General features: G+C 70.5%; 11 protein-coding genes. 3 read left to right on the plus strand and 8 right to left on the minus strand.

Annotated features, from left to right (window positions below; translation table 11 throughout):
* Positions 1-7: 7 nt before the first annotated feature.
* The 7 genes from ACQEVZ_RS07925 to ACQEVZ_RS07955 form a co-directional block, all read right to left on the minus strand.
* Positions 8-1,429: an RtcB family protein gene (locus ACQEVZ_RS07925; protein WP_433363325.1), complete on the minus strand. Its 1,422-nt coding sequence runs from the start codon at positions 1,427-1,429 to the stop codon at positions 8-10.
* 44 nt (positions 1,430-1,473) lie between these two features.
* The gene (locus ACQEVZ_RS07930) at positions 1,474-3,306 is read right to left on the minus strand and encodes a DUF4118 domain-containing protein (protein ID WP_433363328.1); all 1,833 of its coding nucleotides are present in this window, start codon (positions 3,304-3,306) and stop codon (positions 1,474-1,476) included.
* A 256-nt stretch (positions 3,307-3,562) separates the two neighbouring features.
* Positions 3,563-4,399: an Imm26 family immunity protein gene (locus ACQEVZ_RS07935; protein ID WP_433363331.1), complete on the minus strand. Its 837-nt coding sequence runs from the start codon at positions 4,397-4,399 to the stop codon at positions 3,563-3,565.
* 171 nt (positions 4,400-4,570) lie between these two features.
* A complete protein-coding gene (locus ACQEVZ_RS07940; protein ID WP_433363334.1) occupies positions 4,571-5,095 on the minus strand; it encodes an isochorismatase family protein in 525 nt (174 codons plus the stop codon).
* 54 nt (positions 5,096-5,149) lie between these two features.
* Complete coding sequence (locus ACQEVZ_RS07945; protein ID WP_433363337.1) at positions 5,150-5,275, minus strand: hypothetical protein; 126 nt, start codon at positions 5,273-5,275, stop codon at positions 5,150-5,152.
* Between the two features lie 162 nt (positions 5,276-5,437).
* Entirely contained in the window at positions 5,438-6,742 is a 1,305-nt protein-coding gene (locus tag ACQEVZ_RS07950; protein WP_433363340.1) for a hypothetical protein, read from the minus strand.
* A gap of 97 nt (positions 6,743-6,839) precedes the next feature.
* The gene (locus ACQEVZ_RS07955) at positions 6,840-10,217 is read right to left on the minus strand and encodes a ThuA domain-containing protein (RefSeq protein WP_433363343.1); all 3,378 of its coding nucleotides are present in this window, start codon (positions 10,215-10,217) and stop codon (positions 6,840-6,842) included.
* A 1,057-nt stretch (positions 10,218-11,274) separates the two neighbouring features.
* On the opposite strand from ACQEVZ_RS07955, the gene ACQEVZ_RS07960 reads away from it, so the two are divergent.
* Entirely contained in the window at positions 11,275-13,374 is a 2,100-nt protein-coding gene (locus ACQEVZ_RS07960; protein ID WP_433363346.1) for a ThuA domain-containing protein, read from the plus strand.
* A gap of 66 nt (positions 13,375-13,440) precedes the next feature.
* On the opposite strand, the gene ACQEVZ_RS07965 is transcribed toward ACQEVZ_RS07960, so the two are convergent.
* A complete protein-coding gene (locus ACQEVZ_RS07965) occupies positions 13,441-13,914 on the minus strand; it encodes a GbsR/MarR family transcriptional regulator (protein ID WP_360566752.1) in 474 nt (157 codons plus the stop codon).
* 71 nt (positions 13,915-13,985) lie between these two features.
* On the opposite strand from ACQEVZ_RS07965, the gene ACQEVZ_RS07970 reads away from it, so the two are divergent.
* Together ACQEVZ_RS07970 and ACQEVZ_RS07975 are read left to right on the plus strand one after the other, a co-directional pair.
* Positions 13,986-14,882: an ABC transporter ATP-binding protein gene (locus ACQEVZ_RS07970; protein ID WP_433363350.1), complete on the plus strand. Its 897-nt coding sequence runs from the start codon at positions 13,986-13,988 to the stop codon at positions 14,880-14,882.
* Complete coding sequence (locus ACQEVZ_RS07975) at positions 14,879-16,486, plus strand: ABC transporter permease (RefSeq protein ID WP_433363353.1); 1,608 nt, start codon at positions 14,879-14,881, stop codon at positions 16,484-16,486. The genes ACQEVZ_RS07970 and ACQEVZ_RS07975 overlap by 4 nt, the downstream gene beginning before the upstream one ends.
* Positions 16,487-16,595 lie beyond the last annotated feature (109 nt).

Genomic DNA, 16,595 nt, shown 5'->3' on the forward strand with positions numbered 1-16,595 from the left:
GGTCGTCTCACCCCTTGACCACGCCGATCGGCACCAGCCGCGCGACCCGCACGCACAGCCCGGCGCCCTGCGCGGCGTCCACGACGGTGTCGATGTCCTTGTACGCCTCCGGTGTCTCCTCGGCCAGGCCGCGCCACGACGCCCCGCGCACCATGATGCCGTCGGCCTCCAGCCGCTCGCGCAGCTCCTTGCCGTGCACCGTCTTGGCTGCCCGATGGCGGCTGAGCGCACGGCCGGCGCCGTGGCAGGTCGAGGCGAACGCCGGCGCACCCGGCCGGCCGGTGAGCACATAGGACGCGGTGCCCATGGTGCCGGGGATGAGCACCGGTTGCCCGGCGCCGCGCAGGTCGGCCGGCAGGTCCGGATGGCCAGGTGGCAGCGCCCGGGTGGCACCCTTCCGGTGCACGCACAGCCGCCGCGGCAGCCCGGCCACCTCGTGTGTCTCGATCTTGGCGAGGTTGTGCGAGATGTCGTACACCAACGCCAGCTCCCGACCGGCGACCCTGCCGAACACGCGTCGGGCCGCCACGGCGAGCAGCTGCCGGTTGGCGCGGGCGTAGTTGGCCGCCGCGGCCATCGCCCCGAGATACGCCTGGCCCTCCGGCGACGAGACCGGCGCGCACGCCAGCTGCCGGTCCGGGACGGTGATACCGAACCTGTGCATGGCGCGTTCTATGACGCGCACGTGGTCGGTGCAGATCTGGTGTCCGAGCCCGCGGGACCCGCAGTGGATCATGACGCACACCTGGCCGGCCCGCAGCCCGAACGCCTCGGCCGCCGGCTCGTCGTAGACCCGGTCGACGACCTGGACCTCCAGGAAGTGGTTTCCCGACCCGAGGCTGCCCACCTGGCCCAGTCCGCGCTGCACCGCCCGCTCGCTGGCCTGCCCGGGGTCGGCGGCGGCCACCACGCCGCCGTCCTCGCAGCGGTCGAGGTCGCGCTGCACCCCGTGGCCCTGCTGCACCGCGTACCGGGCGCCGCCGGCCAGCACCTCCCGCAGCTGCCGGGCATCGCGCAGCGCCCACACGGCGCCGCGGTTCATGCCGCGGGGAGTCGCCGCGCCGAGGCCGTCCATCAGCGCCCGCAGCACCGGCTCCGCGAGATCCTGGCGGTCGAGGTCGGCGGCGAGCAGCCGCACGCCGCAGGAGATGTCGAACCCGACACCGCCGGGGGAGACCACCCCGCCGGTGGCGACGTCAGTGGCGGCGACCCCGCCGATCGGGAACCCGTACCCCCAATGCACGTCGGGCATGGCATACGACGCGCCCACCACCCCGGGCAGTGTCGCGACGTTGGCCACCTGCTCCAGGGACTTGTCCCCAGCGGGGTCGGGCAGCAGCGCCCGCGAGGCGAACACCACGCCGGGCACCCGCATCTCGCCGTCCCGGTCGATACGGAACCGGTAGTCGGACTCCTGCACCAGCTTCACGCTCACCCCCTTGGCCCGCGTGTGCGGCAGACCTCCGTTGTCGCTCAGATGCCGTCGATCGGAATGCTGAACAGTAGTGCTGTGCCGCTGCCGACCGGGCTTACGACCTCCATCTGGCCGCCGAGTGCCTCGGTGCGGTCCTGCAGGCCGATCAGTCCGGACCCGTTGCCGGTGTCGACTCCCCCGATGCCGTTGTCCCGGATCGAGAGCTCAAGGAGTCCGTCACAGGCTTCGGCGTCGACACAGACCACGGTCGCCTGGGCGTGTTTGGCGGCGTTCGCGAGCGCTTCGGACACGATGAAGTACGCAGTGACCTCGGCCCGTTCGGGCAACCGCCGGTCGATGCCCAGCGTGAGCTCCACCGGAATCGCGCTGCGGCGGGCAAGCGTCTTGAGCGCCGGGCCCAGCCCACCCTCGGACAGGATCGCCGGATGGATGCCCCGGGAGATCTCCCGCAGGTCCTCGCAGACACCGGTCAGGCCATTCGCGGCGAGTGCCACTTCCTCCCTGATCGTGTCCAAGCCGGGCGGCATTGCGGCTTCCACAGAGCGCAGTCGGAGGCCGAGCGAGATGAGACGTTGCTGTGCGCCGTCGTGCAGGTCACGCTCGAGTCGGCGGCGAGCGTCGTCCGCGGCGGCGACGACGCGGGCACGGGAGGCGGTGAGCTGTGTACGGCTGTCGGCGTTGGCGATCGCAGTCGCGACCAGCTCGGTGAAGTCGACCAGGCGTGCCTCGGCGGCAGCCGGTATCGGCGTGGGCGACGTGGTCGAGGCGAGGGCCGCGCCCCAGAGACGACCTCCGACCACGACCGGAACGCCGACCCCCGAACGGATGCCGAGCTCACGCAAGGTCGCTGCGGTGGGACCTACGGCCTTGTCATAGCTCACCCGGGCCGAGCGACCGGTGCGCTTGACGATCCCGGACACGCAGTCTCCCTCAAGCAGGATGGACGTTCCGGCCGGCATCTGGGCGATGTCGGCCTCGTTGCGGCCCGAGACGAGGGTGCCCGTGCCGTCCGGCTCGTAGCGGACGAGACCGGTGTTCTGGGGGCCGCAGATCCGGCACAGCTCCCTCGTCACCGCACCGAAGACCTCGATCGGTGCGGCTCCATGCGCGACCAGGGTGGCCACCCGCCGCATCGCGGCCTGCTCCTCCATCAGCCTGGTGGCCTCTTCACGACTCGCTTTCAGCGAGTTGGTGATCGCCTCACGGCCGAACTCCGCGAACAGGAGCGACTCCAGCGATGGCACCACCCGTCGCCGCAGGCGCTCCAGCGTCGGTTCGGGGAGGTCCGCCGGGACCAGCAGGGTGCCCAGACACGTCGCGCGGTCATACAACGGCAACGCGGCCCGCCGCTCGTCCCCGGGAACCGCTCCGAGCTCGATGGCCGCGGACCGTAGCGCGAACACCTCCGCGATCCGTTGTGACGCCGGACCAAGGACCGAGCGCAGATCGCCAGCGCGCAACATCCGGTGGGCCAGCTCAGCGGCGAGGTCGGCCTCCTGCTGTCGCTGCGATGCCTCGGCGGCGCGGGACCGGGCCAGGTCTGCAAGGAAGCTGGTCAACAGCCCGGCCGCGATGAAGACCACGATGCTCTGCATGTCCCGGCGCGCGTTGAGGTGCAACGTCCAGTAGGGCGGAACGTGGAAATAGTTGTAGGCGAGGGCGCTGACCACCGAGGTCACCACGCCGAGTCCGGCGCCCCACAAGGTTGAGACGACCATGACGCCGCAGAGGTAGACCACGCTTCTGGCGCCCTCTGCGACACCTGCCTTGAGGGGGAACAACAGGGCGGTCTCCGCCGCGATGAGTATCACGGCAGCCATCAGCCCGAGCGCGAGCGGTGGCGGCTTCGGACGTAGCAATAATAATGCCATCAGGCGCGCCCGTATCAACGACGCCCCTCACCTTGCGACAACACACGGCGGCTGCGTCTGGCCCTTGACCGCGGCAACGAACCGGGCATCTCTGGTTGAATGTCGTGACGTAACCTCGCGTCACCGCTCCAATGTTAGCCCGGAAGCAGCGACTCGGTCCGTGACGGATACGGCTGCGCTAGGACGGCCTCGCGCTGCCGGCACCAGTTGGCCCGGGCCTACCTGGCCAGGACCAGCTCAGGTTGAGCCACCCGCATTAAGGAGCCGGCCTCTGATCGCCTCGACCGCCCGGCGGGTAGCGGTCGTCCAGCCAGCGCAGCATCCGCTGGCCGGGCAGAAACTGATGGTAGGTGCCATCCAGCAGGCCGACCGCCCGGGCCTCCTCCACATCGATCTTGCGGAGGACACGCGCGCTGTTCTCTGCGGCGCCGAACTCACCGCGGCGGGGCTTCGCCGGCCAGTCAGGCCGATGGTAAATCTCCGGATCGCGCGGAAATCGGTCGAGCTGTCGCTCGTCGTGGCCGATGATCGGCCACCGCCCAGACTCGATCGAGTCGTCTCCTATGTACATCGGAAACGGCACGACCTTGTCGGTGGACGCCGGCACCCGTGGCACGGGAACGACCGTTTCGAAGAACCCGATCGCCAGACCGAACGCATTCTTGGCGACGATCACACCGATGCGATAACCACCCGCCGGAATCGGCGCAGCCACCACGTCGCCGAGCCGTGTGCGCTTGAGCCTGCGCGCTACCGAAACCTTGGCCCGGACCTCTGTCTCCGGCGCCACATCCGCGTATTCGATGCCCGATTCCCGCAAGGCGGAGGTCAGCCGCCGCCCGACCTCACCCGTGAAGCCGGGGCTCTCCGGGTCCAGGTCCGAGCCGATCACCGCCTCCAGCCCACTTGCCGCGGCCGCGAATGCGGCATCGTTCAGATCCCCGACGCGGGACACGCCGGCCGTCGCCTTGATGTTCGCGGTGAACCGCAGCCGCAACACGTCCACCTCGCCGATGCTGGCCAGCTCGAGGATCTCCATCACCTCCCTGACGGTCGGCGGCCTCCCGATCTCCTCGGCGAACTCCGCTGCCATCTCACGAAAATGCTCGGCCGATCCAAACATCAGCACTCCGACGGTTCAGCACGCGTCATGCGTCGTCAACATGCAGGAACAGTACTCAGGCCGGCTTTCCTCGTTACCTGTCGTCGTCAGGCGAGGGTGGCGACCTGGTCGGTATGGCTGGATTGAGGACAAAAACGATGTTTAACCGCGCCACAGGTGGTCGAGGAGGTACGCGGTGTCGTGGACCTCGCCGAACCGCGGCAGGGTGACGGTGAGCGCGTGCTCGTGCTCCGGCGCGGTCATCCCGCTCATCGCGTCGGCGGCGAAGACGACCTCGAAGCCGTGGTCGGCGGCGGCCCGGGCGGTCGACTCGACCCCCATGGTGGTGGCGATCCCCGCCATGACGACGGTGTCGATGCCGCGCTCGCGCAGCCGGTCGGCGAGGCCGGTGCCGTAGAAGGCGCCGATGGTGCGCTTCACGATGACGACGTCGCCGTCCTGCGGCTCCATCTCCGGCACGAAGCCGCTGCCCGGCGGCTGCTCCGTGACGTTCGGCCGCTCGACGCGGACCAGGACGACGGTGCCACCCGCCTTGCGCGCCGCCGTGGCGAGGTCGGCGGACCGGGCCACGACGTCCGCGCCGCGGTGCGGGCCCAGGTCCCGCTCGACGACGCGCGGCATCAGGTCCACGACGATCAGGGCGGTGCTCGATGCGGCGGACGTCATGCCCTGAAGCCTATCCGGCGCCGGCGGACGGCGAAGCCGACCGTGACACAGGGGTCAGTGGCGAAACGAGGCGGCGATGTCGCGCAGCTCGCCGGCCATGGTGGCGAGGCTCCCCGCGGAGCGCTGCGCCGAGGCGGCCTCCGTGGTCGTGGCGGAGGCGTTGGCGGCGACGGCGGTCATCGTGTGCGCGACAACGTGAGAGGACGACTGAACCGTCGTACCTTTCGGCAGCTCCCCCGCGGCGCGGCAGGGTTCTTGCCGCAGGTCACACGCGGGCTGCGGGAAGACGACCAAAGGCCGTCCCCGGGCGGCAGCGCCGGGGACGGCCTCGGGCCGGGCGGGTCAGCCGCGCAGGGCCGCCATCCCTGCCGCGCTGATCCTGGCGAACCTCAGCGACTGGCCGGGGTCGCCGTTACCGCCGGGGGCGTTGTCCTGCTCGTAGTTCGAGTTGTGGAAGCCCTTGGCGCCGATGTTGCTGTAGAACCCCTTGTAGTTGATGTCACTGCGGGGGTCGCCGAACGGGATCCACGAGTAGCCGTCGCCCACGCCGGGGGCCTGGCCGGTGGCGTCGCCGTCCTTGGCGTGGAACAGCGCGTACCGCTTGGTCTGCTTGGCGACCTGGGCGGTCGGGTCGAAGATGTCCTCGACGCGCTTGCCCTCCCAGTCGTAGCGCCAGCGGTGCTGGTGCTGAGCGACGTGGGCCCAGTAGACGTCCATCTCGATGACGACCAGGTCGGGGCTGGTGACGTCGAGGTAGTGCTGCATGAGCCGCTTGCCCGACTCGCCACGGACCTGGATGGGCGCGATCGGCGCACCGGTGATGCGGTCCTGCGTGACGGTGACCAGCGGGCCGTCCTGCAGGAAGTTGTACGCCGGCGAGTGGTTGTGCGTGTACATGTGGATGCCCCACTGCCCCACGCTGATCTCGTTGAGCGCCGACCACTTCTCGCCCGCGAGGGTCCACGGCTCGATGTTGCGGTTGTTGGCGCTCGTCGGGTCGCTGCCCGTGCCCATGAACGGCATGCCGAGGATCGCCGCGAACTCCAGCTCGGCCTGCAGCCGGTTGTAGTCCTGGGCGGTCATCGCGCCGCCGGCGCTGCCCGGGCCGTTCCAGGTGTTCGGGACGAACCCGTGGTTGCCGATCGCCTGCAGGCCGAAGGCGTCGAGGAAGCCACGCAGGGTGCGGGCGTAGGCGAGGTAGGCCGCGCGCGCCTCCGGGGTGGTGACGCCGCCCGGCGCCGGGTTCGGCGCGGCGCCGCCCGGGTTCGAGGCGTGCTGGCCGTAGCCGGCGAACTCGATCTGCTTGAAGCCGGCCTTGGCCAGGAACTCGAACAGCTCCAGCCAGCCGCCCGGCAGCGGCACCAGCGGGCCGAGGTCGGTCGGGTCCTTCGGGAAGTTGGGGCCGCCCAGGTAGCCCATCGTCGGCGCCACACCCAGCGCGGCGCTCGCCGCGATGCCGATCCGGGTCGGGACGTCACGCTGGCTGTACGTGATGGTGCCGAGCTTGCCGTCGGGGATGAGCCGGCCGTTGGCCGCGCTCGCCGCCATGGGCGAGAAGACGGCGGCCGGGCCGAGCGGGCTGAACGCGGCGGCCGCAGTGAGGCCGGCGCCGGCCAGTAACCGGCGGCGGTTGATCTTTCCGGACATGTGTTGCTCCTTCTGCTGGTAGTGCGGGTGCTTCAGACCGGGGCGGGGTGCGGCGCACTGCGGGGGGTGGCGCACCCCGCCCCGGTGGGTGGTGGAGCTAGGGCGCGCTCACGCCCTGACCGCCGAACTCCACCCAGTTGAGGTTGAAGAAGTTGTTCGTCGGCCCGCCCGTGACGGGACGGAACACCAGGTAGATCCGGTGTGCGCCGCCCGGGTCGGTGATCGGGAAGGTCTGGCTGGCGAACGTGTTGGCGTTCGCGGTGGGCGCGATCGTGACCGTGGTCAGGACCGGTCCGGTGAGCGAGTCCAGGCGGACCTCGACGGATCCGGTACCGGCCGCGCCGCTGCCACCCGACGTGCGGAACGTCAGCGAGTTGATGTTCTTCAGGTCGACCGTGCCGTTGAGGGCGATCCAGTCACCGCTGCCGAGGCTGCCGCGTTGCAGGCCGCCGCCGGTGTCGGTGGTCGCCGCCGTGTTCGTGCCGGACTGGTCGACGGCGAACTCGAGCTCCTGCTTCTTCTGCCGGATGGTCGTCTGCGCGACCGTGGTCAGCGCCGGGATGCCACCGGGGCCGCCCTTGTCCGTGTACGAGACACTGATCACGCCGAACACGTTGCCGCCGTGCGAGACGTCCTCGTCGAACGTGGGCAGCGTCCCGGAACAGCCGTTCGCGGTCGACTCGGCGTGGCCGTGGCTGTCGTGCCCGAGCACGAACGTCACCTCGACCCGGGAGCAGTCGATCGCACCGTCCTGCGGGTCGGTGACCGTGACGTTGAACGGGATCGAGTCGCCGAAGGCGAACAGTCCGCCCTCGATCGGCACGTTGACCTTGACCGTCGGTGAGGTGTTGCCGACGGTGATCGTCGTGTTCGCCGAGGCCGTCTTGCCGCTGGAGTCCGTGACGGTCAGCCGGGCCGTGTACACCCCGTTGGTGGTGTAGGTGAACGACGGGTTGGGGTCGACGGAGTCGGTCGTGCCGTTGCCGTCGAAGTCCCAGGCGAACTTGATGGAGTCGGCCGGGTCCGGGTCGTTCGAGCCCTCGCTGGAGAACGCGACGGTCAGCGGCCCGACGCCGTCGGTCGGGCTGGCCGACAGCTTCGCGACCGGTGCCCGGGTGCCCTTCACGTAGCTGAACTTCACCAGCGCGGCGTCGGGGTTGATGTTGAAGAAGCCGTCACCGTAGGTCAGCAGGTAGAAGTTGCCGTCCTTGCCCCACATCATGTCCATGGGGTTGTCGCACAGGAACGGCCGCGCGGGCGTGGTCGGTCCGGCGCCACAGCTGAGCAGATCGTTGATCTTGAAGACCTGCCCGGACGAGTCCAGGCGGATCTCCCGCAGGTAGTCGCGGGTGAACTCGCCGAAGAAGATCGACTGGTCGTAGTAGGCCGGGAACTTCGTCGGGTTGGGGTTGTTCGCGTCGTAGTCGTACTTGGCCGCGCCGTGCGGGCCGACGCCGCCGGTGCCGAGCTCCGGGAAGAGCTGCGGGCACTTGCCGGCCGGGCTCTGCATGTAGTACGCCGGGCAGGGCGTGCCGAGCGGGTTGGCCGCGTTGTTGTCCTGGAACGAGTAATACATGTCCGGCGTCGCGATCGGCGGCGCGTACGTCAGGCCGGTGTTCCACCGGGACGTGTTGGCCGGGCCGCGCTCCGGGTTGTTGCACTCGAACGCCTGCGCCGGGTTGTCCAGCGGCGTCGAGGTGTTGAAGTTCCACCGGTAGTACGGCAGGGACGGCGAGTAGCACAGCGGCCAGCCGTAGTTTGCCGGCTTCCGCACGATCTCCATCCGGCCGGTGCCCGCCGGACCGCGGTTCACCTGCGGCGTCGACGAGTCGGGCGAGTAGTCGGTGACGTAGGCGACGCCGTTCTTGTCCACGGTGATGCGGAACGGGTTGCGGAAGCCCATGGCGTAGATCTCGGGCCGGGTCTTGCCGCCGCCCTCCTCGTTGCCGGTGAACAGGTTGCCGGCCGGGATGGTGTACGAGCCGTCACCCTGGACCTTGATGCGCAGGACCTTGCCGCGCAGGTCGTTGGTGTTCATCGCCGAGCGACGGGCGTCGACGTACGGGGCGTTGTACTGCCCGGTCGTGGTCAGCATGTCGTTGAACGGCGCGAAGCCACCGGAGTTGCCGCCACCCGACGGGGTGTCGTCGCCGGTCACCATCCACAGGTTGTTGTCCTTGTCGAAGGTGATGTCACCGGCCACGTGGCAGCAGGCCCCGCGGTCGACCGGCACCTTCATGATCTTCTGCTCGGACGCCACGTCGAGGGTCGGGGTCGGCCCGTCGACGAACTTGAACCGGGACAGCTGGAAGTAGCCCTTCCACGGGTCCCAGACGCTCGGGTCCGCGCCGGTGGTCGGCGAGTTCGCCGTCGGCGTCGTCTGCGGGTACGGCGCTTCCTGGGTCAGCGGCGAGTAGTACACGTAGACCCAGTGGTTGTTGGCGAAGTCGTTGTCGATCGCCGGGCCGTACATGCCGTCCTCGCTGGCCATGTACACGGGGATCTGCGCCAGCACGTGGGTGGTGTTGGTCGCCGGGTCGTGCAGGCGGATGCCACCACGGCGGTCGGTCTGCACGACACGGCCGTCGGGCAGCACGTCGAAGCCGATCGGCTCGCTGACGTTCGGCGGCGCGGCGATGTAGTCCATCTGGTAGTTGGCCAGCACGGTCGCGCCGCAGTCGCCGTCGGTCTGACCGGCCGCCCACTGGATCGCGCCACCGAGGTGGGCCCGCAGGTCGGGCGTGGCGAAGCTCGCCGGCGTGTCACCCAGACCCGTGTAGAACGAGCGGCCGCCCTGGTAGTCCTTGCACCAGGTGATCGGGTGATCGAACCCCATCGTGCCGCCGGTGTAGGTGTTCTCATCGACGGTCGCCAGCACGTGCGAGAAGCCCCGCACGTTGGACGTGAAGTTGTACCACTGATCCGTGCGGTCCCAGCGCTCGGGCAGGTTCGCCGACGCCGGGTGCACGCGGTCCGCCACCTTGACGGTGGCCTTCGTGACGCCCGACGAGCCGGACGCCCTGGTGCCGAGGACATCGGTGAGGAACTGCCAGTCCGGCTCGGTCTCGATCGCCGAGTGGATGCCGACGAAGCCGCCGCCGTCACGGTAGTACGACTCGAACGCGGCCTGCTGCGTCGCGTCGAGCACGTCGCCGGCGGTGTTGAGGAAGACGACCACCCGGAACTGCTTGAGGTGAGGCTCGTCGAACTTCCTGGCGTCGTCGGTCTCTTCGACGGTGAACCGGAGCTGCTTGCCCAGCTCCTTGAGCGCGTTGACGCCGGCCGACGTCGACGCGTGTTTCGCGCCGACCGACTTGGTGAATGCCAGGACCTTGTACTGGATGCCATTACTGGTCGGTTGAGGCGCGGCGACCGCCGGGGCGGACGCCGACACCGTCCCGACCAACGTGGATGCGACGAGCGCGAGCAGGCCAGCGTACGCAGTGGTGACGCGACGGCCCGGAGCTCTGGTCATGGGACCTCCTCCGCAGGGTGCAGGGCGAACGGACCGTCGGAGGCCGCGGCGGGGTGGCGCCGCGAGCGGACGACGTCCGTTCGGGTGACGGGTGTGGTGGTGCAGCACGCCCGGAGGGAGGCGTACGGGGTGTGGGTGTGGGTGTGTGTCGAACCGCAGTGGTGTGACCGAGCTGCGCGTCAGTGCTCGCCGGGATCCCGCTCAGCGGGGCGAGCGACTGGCTCGGTCAACCTGTTGGCGACACCGTATAACTCGACTCCGTCAAAAAGAAAGAGCTAATCAAGCAAAAGTTCGGTTTGGATGGTCGTAACTTTTAATCGTGCTTACAAAAGTTCCTTTCGGCCACCAGCCTCCCGGAGGCACTCATGGCGGTCTTGAGATTGCCCCTATTCGAAGGAGCGGAACGCGAGCGATTCGCGTTACACGTCGCTCCGGCGGACCGCCGAATCGGCTGTGACATGCGGCGGATCGCCATATGGCAACTGACGATCAGGCTTTTTGCACTGCCGCGGGCGCGCCAAACCCGGCGACACCTGCGAATGGCGGCGTGAGGACAAAAGTTCACTTTCGCTGAGATGAACGAAAGTTGGTTCATAAAACATCGAAGCCCTGGACATCCTGAGCGGAAGGCTCTTACTGTGTCGGCCACGGGGCAGCACTGTTTCAACGACGTGAACGAGCCGGGGAGGTGGTCCGCTTGCACTTCAGGTCTGACACCCACCACGCAGCACACCGCAGCCGGCTCGATCCGTGCCTGCACCCGCCGCGATGACCTGCGCACCGTGACCGTCGAGCAACGCTGACCCCACGGCCGTCCTCACGGACGCGCCGCCGGGACCACCGTTGCCATCGACGCATGCACACGTGCCGGCGACGCACGCGGCGATACAGAAGCTCTCCGGCATCGCTGCCCAGAGGGTCCGGCTGTGGGTGCGCTCCACAGCCGGAGGCGGCGAAGTCGGAGTGGTTGGCCGGTGCGGCCGGAGGGACGGGACCCTTCCGGCCGCATCGGAGACCGTTCGCTTGCCTTTCCTGTTCCTGAACCGGAAGGAAGACCATGCCCAGCCAGACCACCTCCGGCCGAGCCCGCCCAGACGCCCGCCGGCACCTGTTACGGTGCCTGGTCGCCGCCGTGCCGGTCGCGTCCATGTCCGTCGGGTCGCTCGTCATCGCCACCCCGGCATGGGCCGCGCCGACGAGCGCGCCGGCCACGCTCACCCCGGCCACCCCCAGCGGCACCAACAACTACTACCGCGGCCCGGTCACGCTGAACCTGTCCGCGACCGACGCGGCCAACGGCGTCCAGCGCCTGGAGTACCGGCTCGGCAACACGGCACCGTTCCAGACCGCGGTGTCCGCGACCGGCCCGTTCCCCGCGAGCCTGAGCGGCTCCGTGCAGATCACCCAGCAGGGCACCACCACGGTCGGGTACCGCGCCGTCGGCGGCGACGGGTCGGCCGAGGCCGTCCGCACGATCACGGTCCGGGTCGACACCGTCGCCCCGGTGGTCAGCTGGCCCGGCATCGTCGACGGGCACGTCGGCCACACCGCCACGCTGATCCCGACCCGCACCGATCCCGCGCCGGGCTCCGGCGGTGTCTTCATCCACCGGATGTGGATCGACCAGACCGAGACGACCCCGCTGCCCGTCGCCACCTCCACCCTGGCTACCGGAGCGCACACGATCAGCGTGGTCGCCAGCGACGCCGCCGGCAACGCGGCGCACTTCGAGCAGACCTTCGTGGTGACCACGTCGTTCGCTGAACTCGACACCCTGATCGGCGGCTACGTCACCGCCGGCGCGATCGGCGCGGACCTCGGCGCCGGCCTGCGGGCCAAGCTGACGGAGGCGGCGGGCCTCGCGGAGGCGGGCAACGTCAACCAGGCGAAGCGGGCCCTCAACCAGTTCGTCGCCGCCGCGCAGGACGGATCGGTCTCCGGCGCGGCCCGGGACACCCTCGTCGGCGACGCCCGCTACCTGCAGGACAAGCTCGCCGGGAAGCTCCCGGCCGAGCCGGCGACCGGCATGACCGTCACGCCGGCCATCGGGCCCAACCCGATCGCGCCGGCGACGCCGCTCGCGGCCTCGACGAACTTCCCCGGCGCCACCTACCGGGTGCTGTACTTCTCGGCCACCAAGGGCTTCCGCCACGACCACATCGCCGACACCGCCCTGCTCGTCCAGCAGTGGGGTCAGCAGCACGGCTTCGACGTCGACATCTGGGACCCGCGGCTGGCCCCGGCGTCGCTGTCGAGCACGCCGTTCACCTCCGCCGCCGACCTGGCGAAGTACAAGACGGTCATCTTCGGCTCCCCGGTGGACGGGACCAACCCCAACAGCGCGCCGGCGTCCGACGCGCTCAACGCCGCCGAGCTGGCCGCGTTCCAGGGGTACATCCAGGCCGGCGGTGGCTTCGTCGGGCTGCACGGCGCGTCCGACGCGATCCACAACGTGGCCTGGTACCGCGACCTGGTCGGGGCGTGGTTCACCAACCACCCGGGCGGGCAGAACGGCGAGGGCACCTGCGGCAGCTGCATCAACGTGCAGGTCAACACCGAGGACCCGACGAACCCGGCCACGGCGCACCTGCCGAAGACCTGGCTCACCATCGACGAGCTGTACAACTTCGACCACAACCCGCGGGCCGAGGTGCACACGCTGCTGAGCCTCGAGGAGTCGACGTACCGCCGGAGCCTCAACAGCGGCAACGCCGCGAACGTCCCGATGGCGCTGATGGGTGGCGACCACCCGATCGCGTGGTGCCAGAACTACGACGGCGGCCGCGCCTTCTCGCTCATCCTCGGCCACGACCGCGCGCAGTACTACCGTGAGGACTTCACCAGGATCCTGCTGGCGGGCATCAACTGGACGGCCGGGCAGAGCGAGGCGAACTGCTCGACCTTCCGGCAGACCCGCACGCTGATCACCGCCGGCGCCGCCGGTGGCACCCTGGACCCGGAGTCCGCCGCGGCGGTCACCGCGCTCCTCGACGAGGCACAGGCCGCGTACCTGCGGCTGGACTACAACGCCGCGGGCACCTCACTCAACAAGATCATCGCGCTGGCCGGCTCCCCCACCGCCGGCACCGACGCGGCGCGTGGCGAGCTCGACCGCCAGGCCCGCCAGCTGCGGGACTGGATGAAGTCCCTGAAGTAGCTCCCGCACCCGACCGACCTGCCGCCGGCTCCCCAACGGGCCGGCGGCAGGTCCGTCTCCGGGCACTCAGTCCGCCTTGGCCGCCTTCTCCGCGGCCCACTGGTCGAGCAGGGCCGGCAGCCGGTCCTGCACCCAGGTGTAGAAGTCACGCATCCCGGCGAGCCGGGCGCCGGCAGTGGTGCCGGGTCCGCCCGCCGCGGCCGCGCCCACGTCGGCGGCGTCGGCGAGGGTCTTCAGCAGGGTCATCTTGGCGACCGTCACCTCATACCAGGAATCGTCGACGAGCCGGTAGCGGTCGCGACGGTCGCCGGGGACGTGCTCGCGGGCCACCATCGAGATCTGCGACAGGTAGCGCACGGCGCCGGAGATCGCGGCGGCGCTGACGCCCAGGCGGTCGGCCAGCTCACCGGCGGTCAGCGACCGCTCGTCGGCGGCCATGAGCGTGAAGACGACCCGGCCGGCCATGCGCGGGAAGCCCCAGTCGCCGAGCAGCCTGGCCATGTCCTCCACGAAGGCCCGTAACGCCGCCTCATCTCGCATGTGGGATTCCATCCGTCAATTGTCCAACACGAACTTTCACACTTGTGTGAAATGAGTGTAGCGTCTGAAGCATGGAAAACTCCATTGAGGTCGCCGGACTGATCAAGCGGTTCGGCCAGACCACCGCGCTGGACGGCCTCGATCTGACCGTCGCGCAGGGCGAGGTGCACGGGTTCCTCGGTCCCAACGGGGCAGGCAAGACCACCACCATCCGAATCCTGCTCGGCCTGCAGCGCGCCGACGGCGGCACCGTGCGGCTGCTCGGCGGCGACCCGTGGCACGACGCCGTCTCGCTGCACCGGCGGCTGGCGTACGTGCCGGGCGACGTCACCCTGTGGCCCAACCTCTCCGGCGGCGAGGTCATCGACCTGCTGGGCAGGCTGCGCGGCGGGGTGAACCGGACCCGCCGCGACGAGCTGCTCGAGCGCTTCGACCTCGACCCCCGCAAGAAGGGCCGCGCCTACTCCAAGGGCAACCGGCAGAAGGTCGGCCTCATCGCCGCGCTCGCCTCCGACGTCGAGCTGCTGCTGCTCGACGAGCCCACCTCCGGCCTGGACCCGTTGATGGAGGAGGTGTTCCGGCAGGTCGTCGCCGAGGAGACCGAGCAGCGCGGCCGCACCGTGCTGCTGTCCAGCCACATCCTGTCGGAGGTCGAGGCGCTCTGCGACCGGGTCAGCATCATCCGCCAGGGCCGCACCGTCGAGACCGGCACACTGACGCAACTGCGGCACCTGACGCGCACGTCCATCTCCGCCGAGCTGAGCACCCCGCCCAACGGCCTCGCGGACCTGGCCGGCGTCCACGACCTGCACGTGCGCGACCACCAGGTGCGGCTCCAGGTCGACTCGGCGCAGCTCGACACCGTGCTGCGCCAGCTGACCTCGCACGGCGTGCGCAGCCTCGTCAGCCAGCCGCCGACGCTCGAGGAGCTCTTCCTGCGCCACTACGAGACGGAGCCGTCGAAATGAGCGCGTTCACCGGCACCGGCGCCCTCGCCCGCCTCATCGTCCGCCGCGACCGGGTGCTGCTGCCGATCTGGATGCTGCTGCTGGGCCTGCTGCCGCTGTCCCTCGCGTCCGGCACCGCGCAGCTGTACCCGACCGACGCCGGGCGGCAGGGCTACATCGACAACCTCGCCGGCAACCCGATGCTGCTGCTGTTCTACGGGACGAAGCCGGACAACGCGAGCCTCGGGGCGCTGATCTACTGGCGGTCCGCGACCGGCATGGTGATCATGGCGCTGATCGGGGTGCTGTTCGTCATCCGGCACACCCGGGTCGAGGAGGAGGCCGGGCGTCGCGAGCTGCTCGGCGCGACCGTCGTCGGCCGGCACGCCCCCGTCGCCGCCGCGCTGGCCACCATCTCCTGCGCGAGCGTGCTCGTCGGCGCGCTCGTCACGCTCGGCATGATCAGCCAGCACACGCAGGCCGGCGGCGCCGCCGCCATGGGACTGGCCTGGGCCTGCGCCGGCATCCTGTTCGGCGCCGTCGGCGCGGCCGCCGCGCAGCTCAGCGAGGGCGCGGGCGCGGCCCGGGGCATCGGCGTCGCCGTTGTCGGCGTCGCGTTCGGGGTGCGGGGCGCCGGCGACGTCGCCGGCGGTGGCCTGTCGTGGCTGTCGTGGGTCTCGCCGCTCGGCTGGATCTACCACGTGCGCGCCTATGCCGGCGACCACTGGTGGGTGTTCGCGGTCATCGCCGCCGCCGCGCTCGCCGTCACCGCGCTCGCGCTGCGCCTGTCGGCCCGCCGCGACGTCGGCGCCGGGCTGCTGCCCCCGAAGCTCGGCCCGGCGTCGGCCGGACCCGGGCTCGCCAGCCCGCTGGCGCTCGCGTGGCGGCTGCACCGCGGCTCCCTGTACGGCTGGCTGATCGGCCTCGGGATCGTCGGCGGGCTGCTCTTCGGTGGCGTCGCGAAGACCTCGGGGGATCTGCTGGCCGACAACGAGCAGCTCAAGCAGATCATGGAGCGCCTCGGCGGCGCGTCCGGCGCCGGCGACGTGTTCATCGCCGGCTCGCTCGGCCTCGGCGCGATCGCGGTCGCCGCCTACGGCATCTCCGCGGCGCTGCGGATGCGCACCGAGGAGGCGGCGCTGCGCAGCGAGGCCCTGCTGGCCACCGGCGTGAGCCGGCTGCGGTGGGCCGCGTCGCACCTCGTCTTCGCGTTCCTCGGCCCGACGCTCGTGATGGTCGTGACCGGTCTCGCCGCCGGGCTCCTCTACGGCACGGCCACCGGCGCCGTCGGGCGGGAGCTCCCCCGCGTCCTGGCCGGGGCGCTGGTCCAGCTGCCCGCGATCTGGCTCCTCGCCGCGCTCACCGTGGCGGTCTTCGGCCTGGCGCCCCGCCGCGCCCCGGCGATCGGCTGGGCGGCGCTGTCGCTGTGCGTGATCCTGGGGCAGGTCGGCGCCGCGCTGCAGCTGAGCCAGGCGCTGCTGGACGTCTCCCCCTTCACCCACATCCCCCACGTCCCGGGCGGGCCGGTCGCCGCGGCGCCGCTGCTGGTCCTGACCGCGATCACCGTCGCCCTGGTCGTCGCCGGCCTGGCCGGCTTCCGCCGCCGCGACGTCCCCATCACCTGAGCGGCCCGTCCTCCCGCAGCACACTCCTGCCCCGGCTCCACCGCGTCGAGCGGCGCCCGGGGCAGGACGCCCGGCGGTGACGCCGTACCCCGGCCGGATCCACGAACGA

The sequence above is a fragment of the Dactylosporangium sp. CA-152071 genome, assembly GCF_050936335.1.
GTDB lineage: Bacteria > Actinomycetota > Actinomycetes > Mycobacteriales > Micromonosporaceae > Dactylosporangium > Dactylosporangium maewongense.

Coding starts and splice junctions, on each gene's coding strand:
- ACQEVZ_RS07930 (WP_433363328.1), bottom strand. CDS start 3,306: ATGGCATTATTATTGCTACGTCCGAAGCCGCCACCGCTCGCGCTCGGG.
- ACQEVZ_RS07935 (WP_433363331.1), bottom strand. CDS start 4,399: ATGGCAGCGGAGTTCGCCGAGGAGATCGGGAGGCCGCCGACCGTCAGG.
- ACQEVZ_RS07940 (WP_433363334.1), bottom strand. CDS start 5,095: ATGACGTCCGCCGCATCGAGCACCGCCCTGATCGTCGTGGACCTGATG.
- ACQEVZ_RS07945 (WP_433363337.1), bottom strand. CDS start 5,275: ATGACCGCCGTCGCCGCCAACGCCTCCGCCACGACCACGGAGGCCGCC.
- ACQEVZ_RS07950 (WP_433363340.1), bottom strand. CDS start 6,742: ATGTCCGGAAAGATCAACCGCCGCCGGTTACTGGCCGGCGCCGGCCTC.
- ACQEVZ_RS07955 (WP_433363343.1), bottom strand. CDS start 10,217: ATGACCAGAGCTCCGGGCCGTCGCGTCACCACTGCGTACGCTGGCCTG.
- ACQEVZ_RS07960 (WP_433363346.1), top strand. CDS start 11,275: ATGCCCAGCCAGACCACCTCCGGCCGAGCCCGCCCAGACGCCCGCCGG.
- ACQEVZ_RS07965 (WP_360566752.1), bottom strand. CDS start 13,914: ATGCGAGATGAGGCGGCGTTACGGGCCTTCGTGGAGGACATGGCCAGG.
- ACQEVZ_RS07970 (WP_433363350.1), top strand. CDS start 13,986: ATGGAAAACTCCATTGAGGTCGCCGGACTGATCAAGCGGTTCGGCCAG.
- ACQEVZ_RS07975 (WP_433363353.1), top strand. CDS start 14,879: ATGAGCGCGTTCACCGGCACCGGCGCCCTCGCCCGCCTCATCGTCCGC.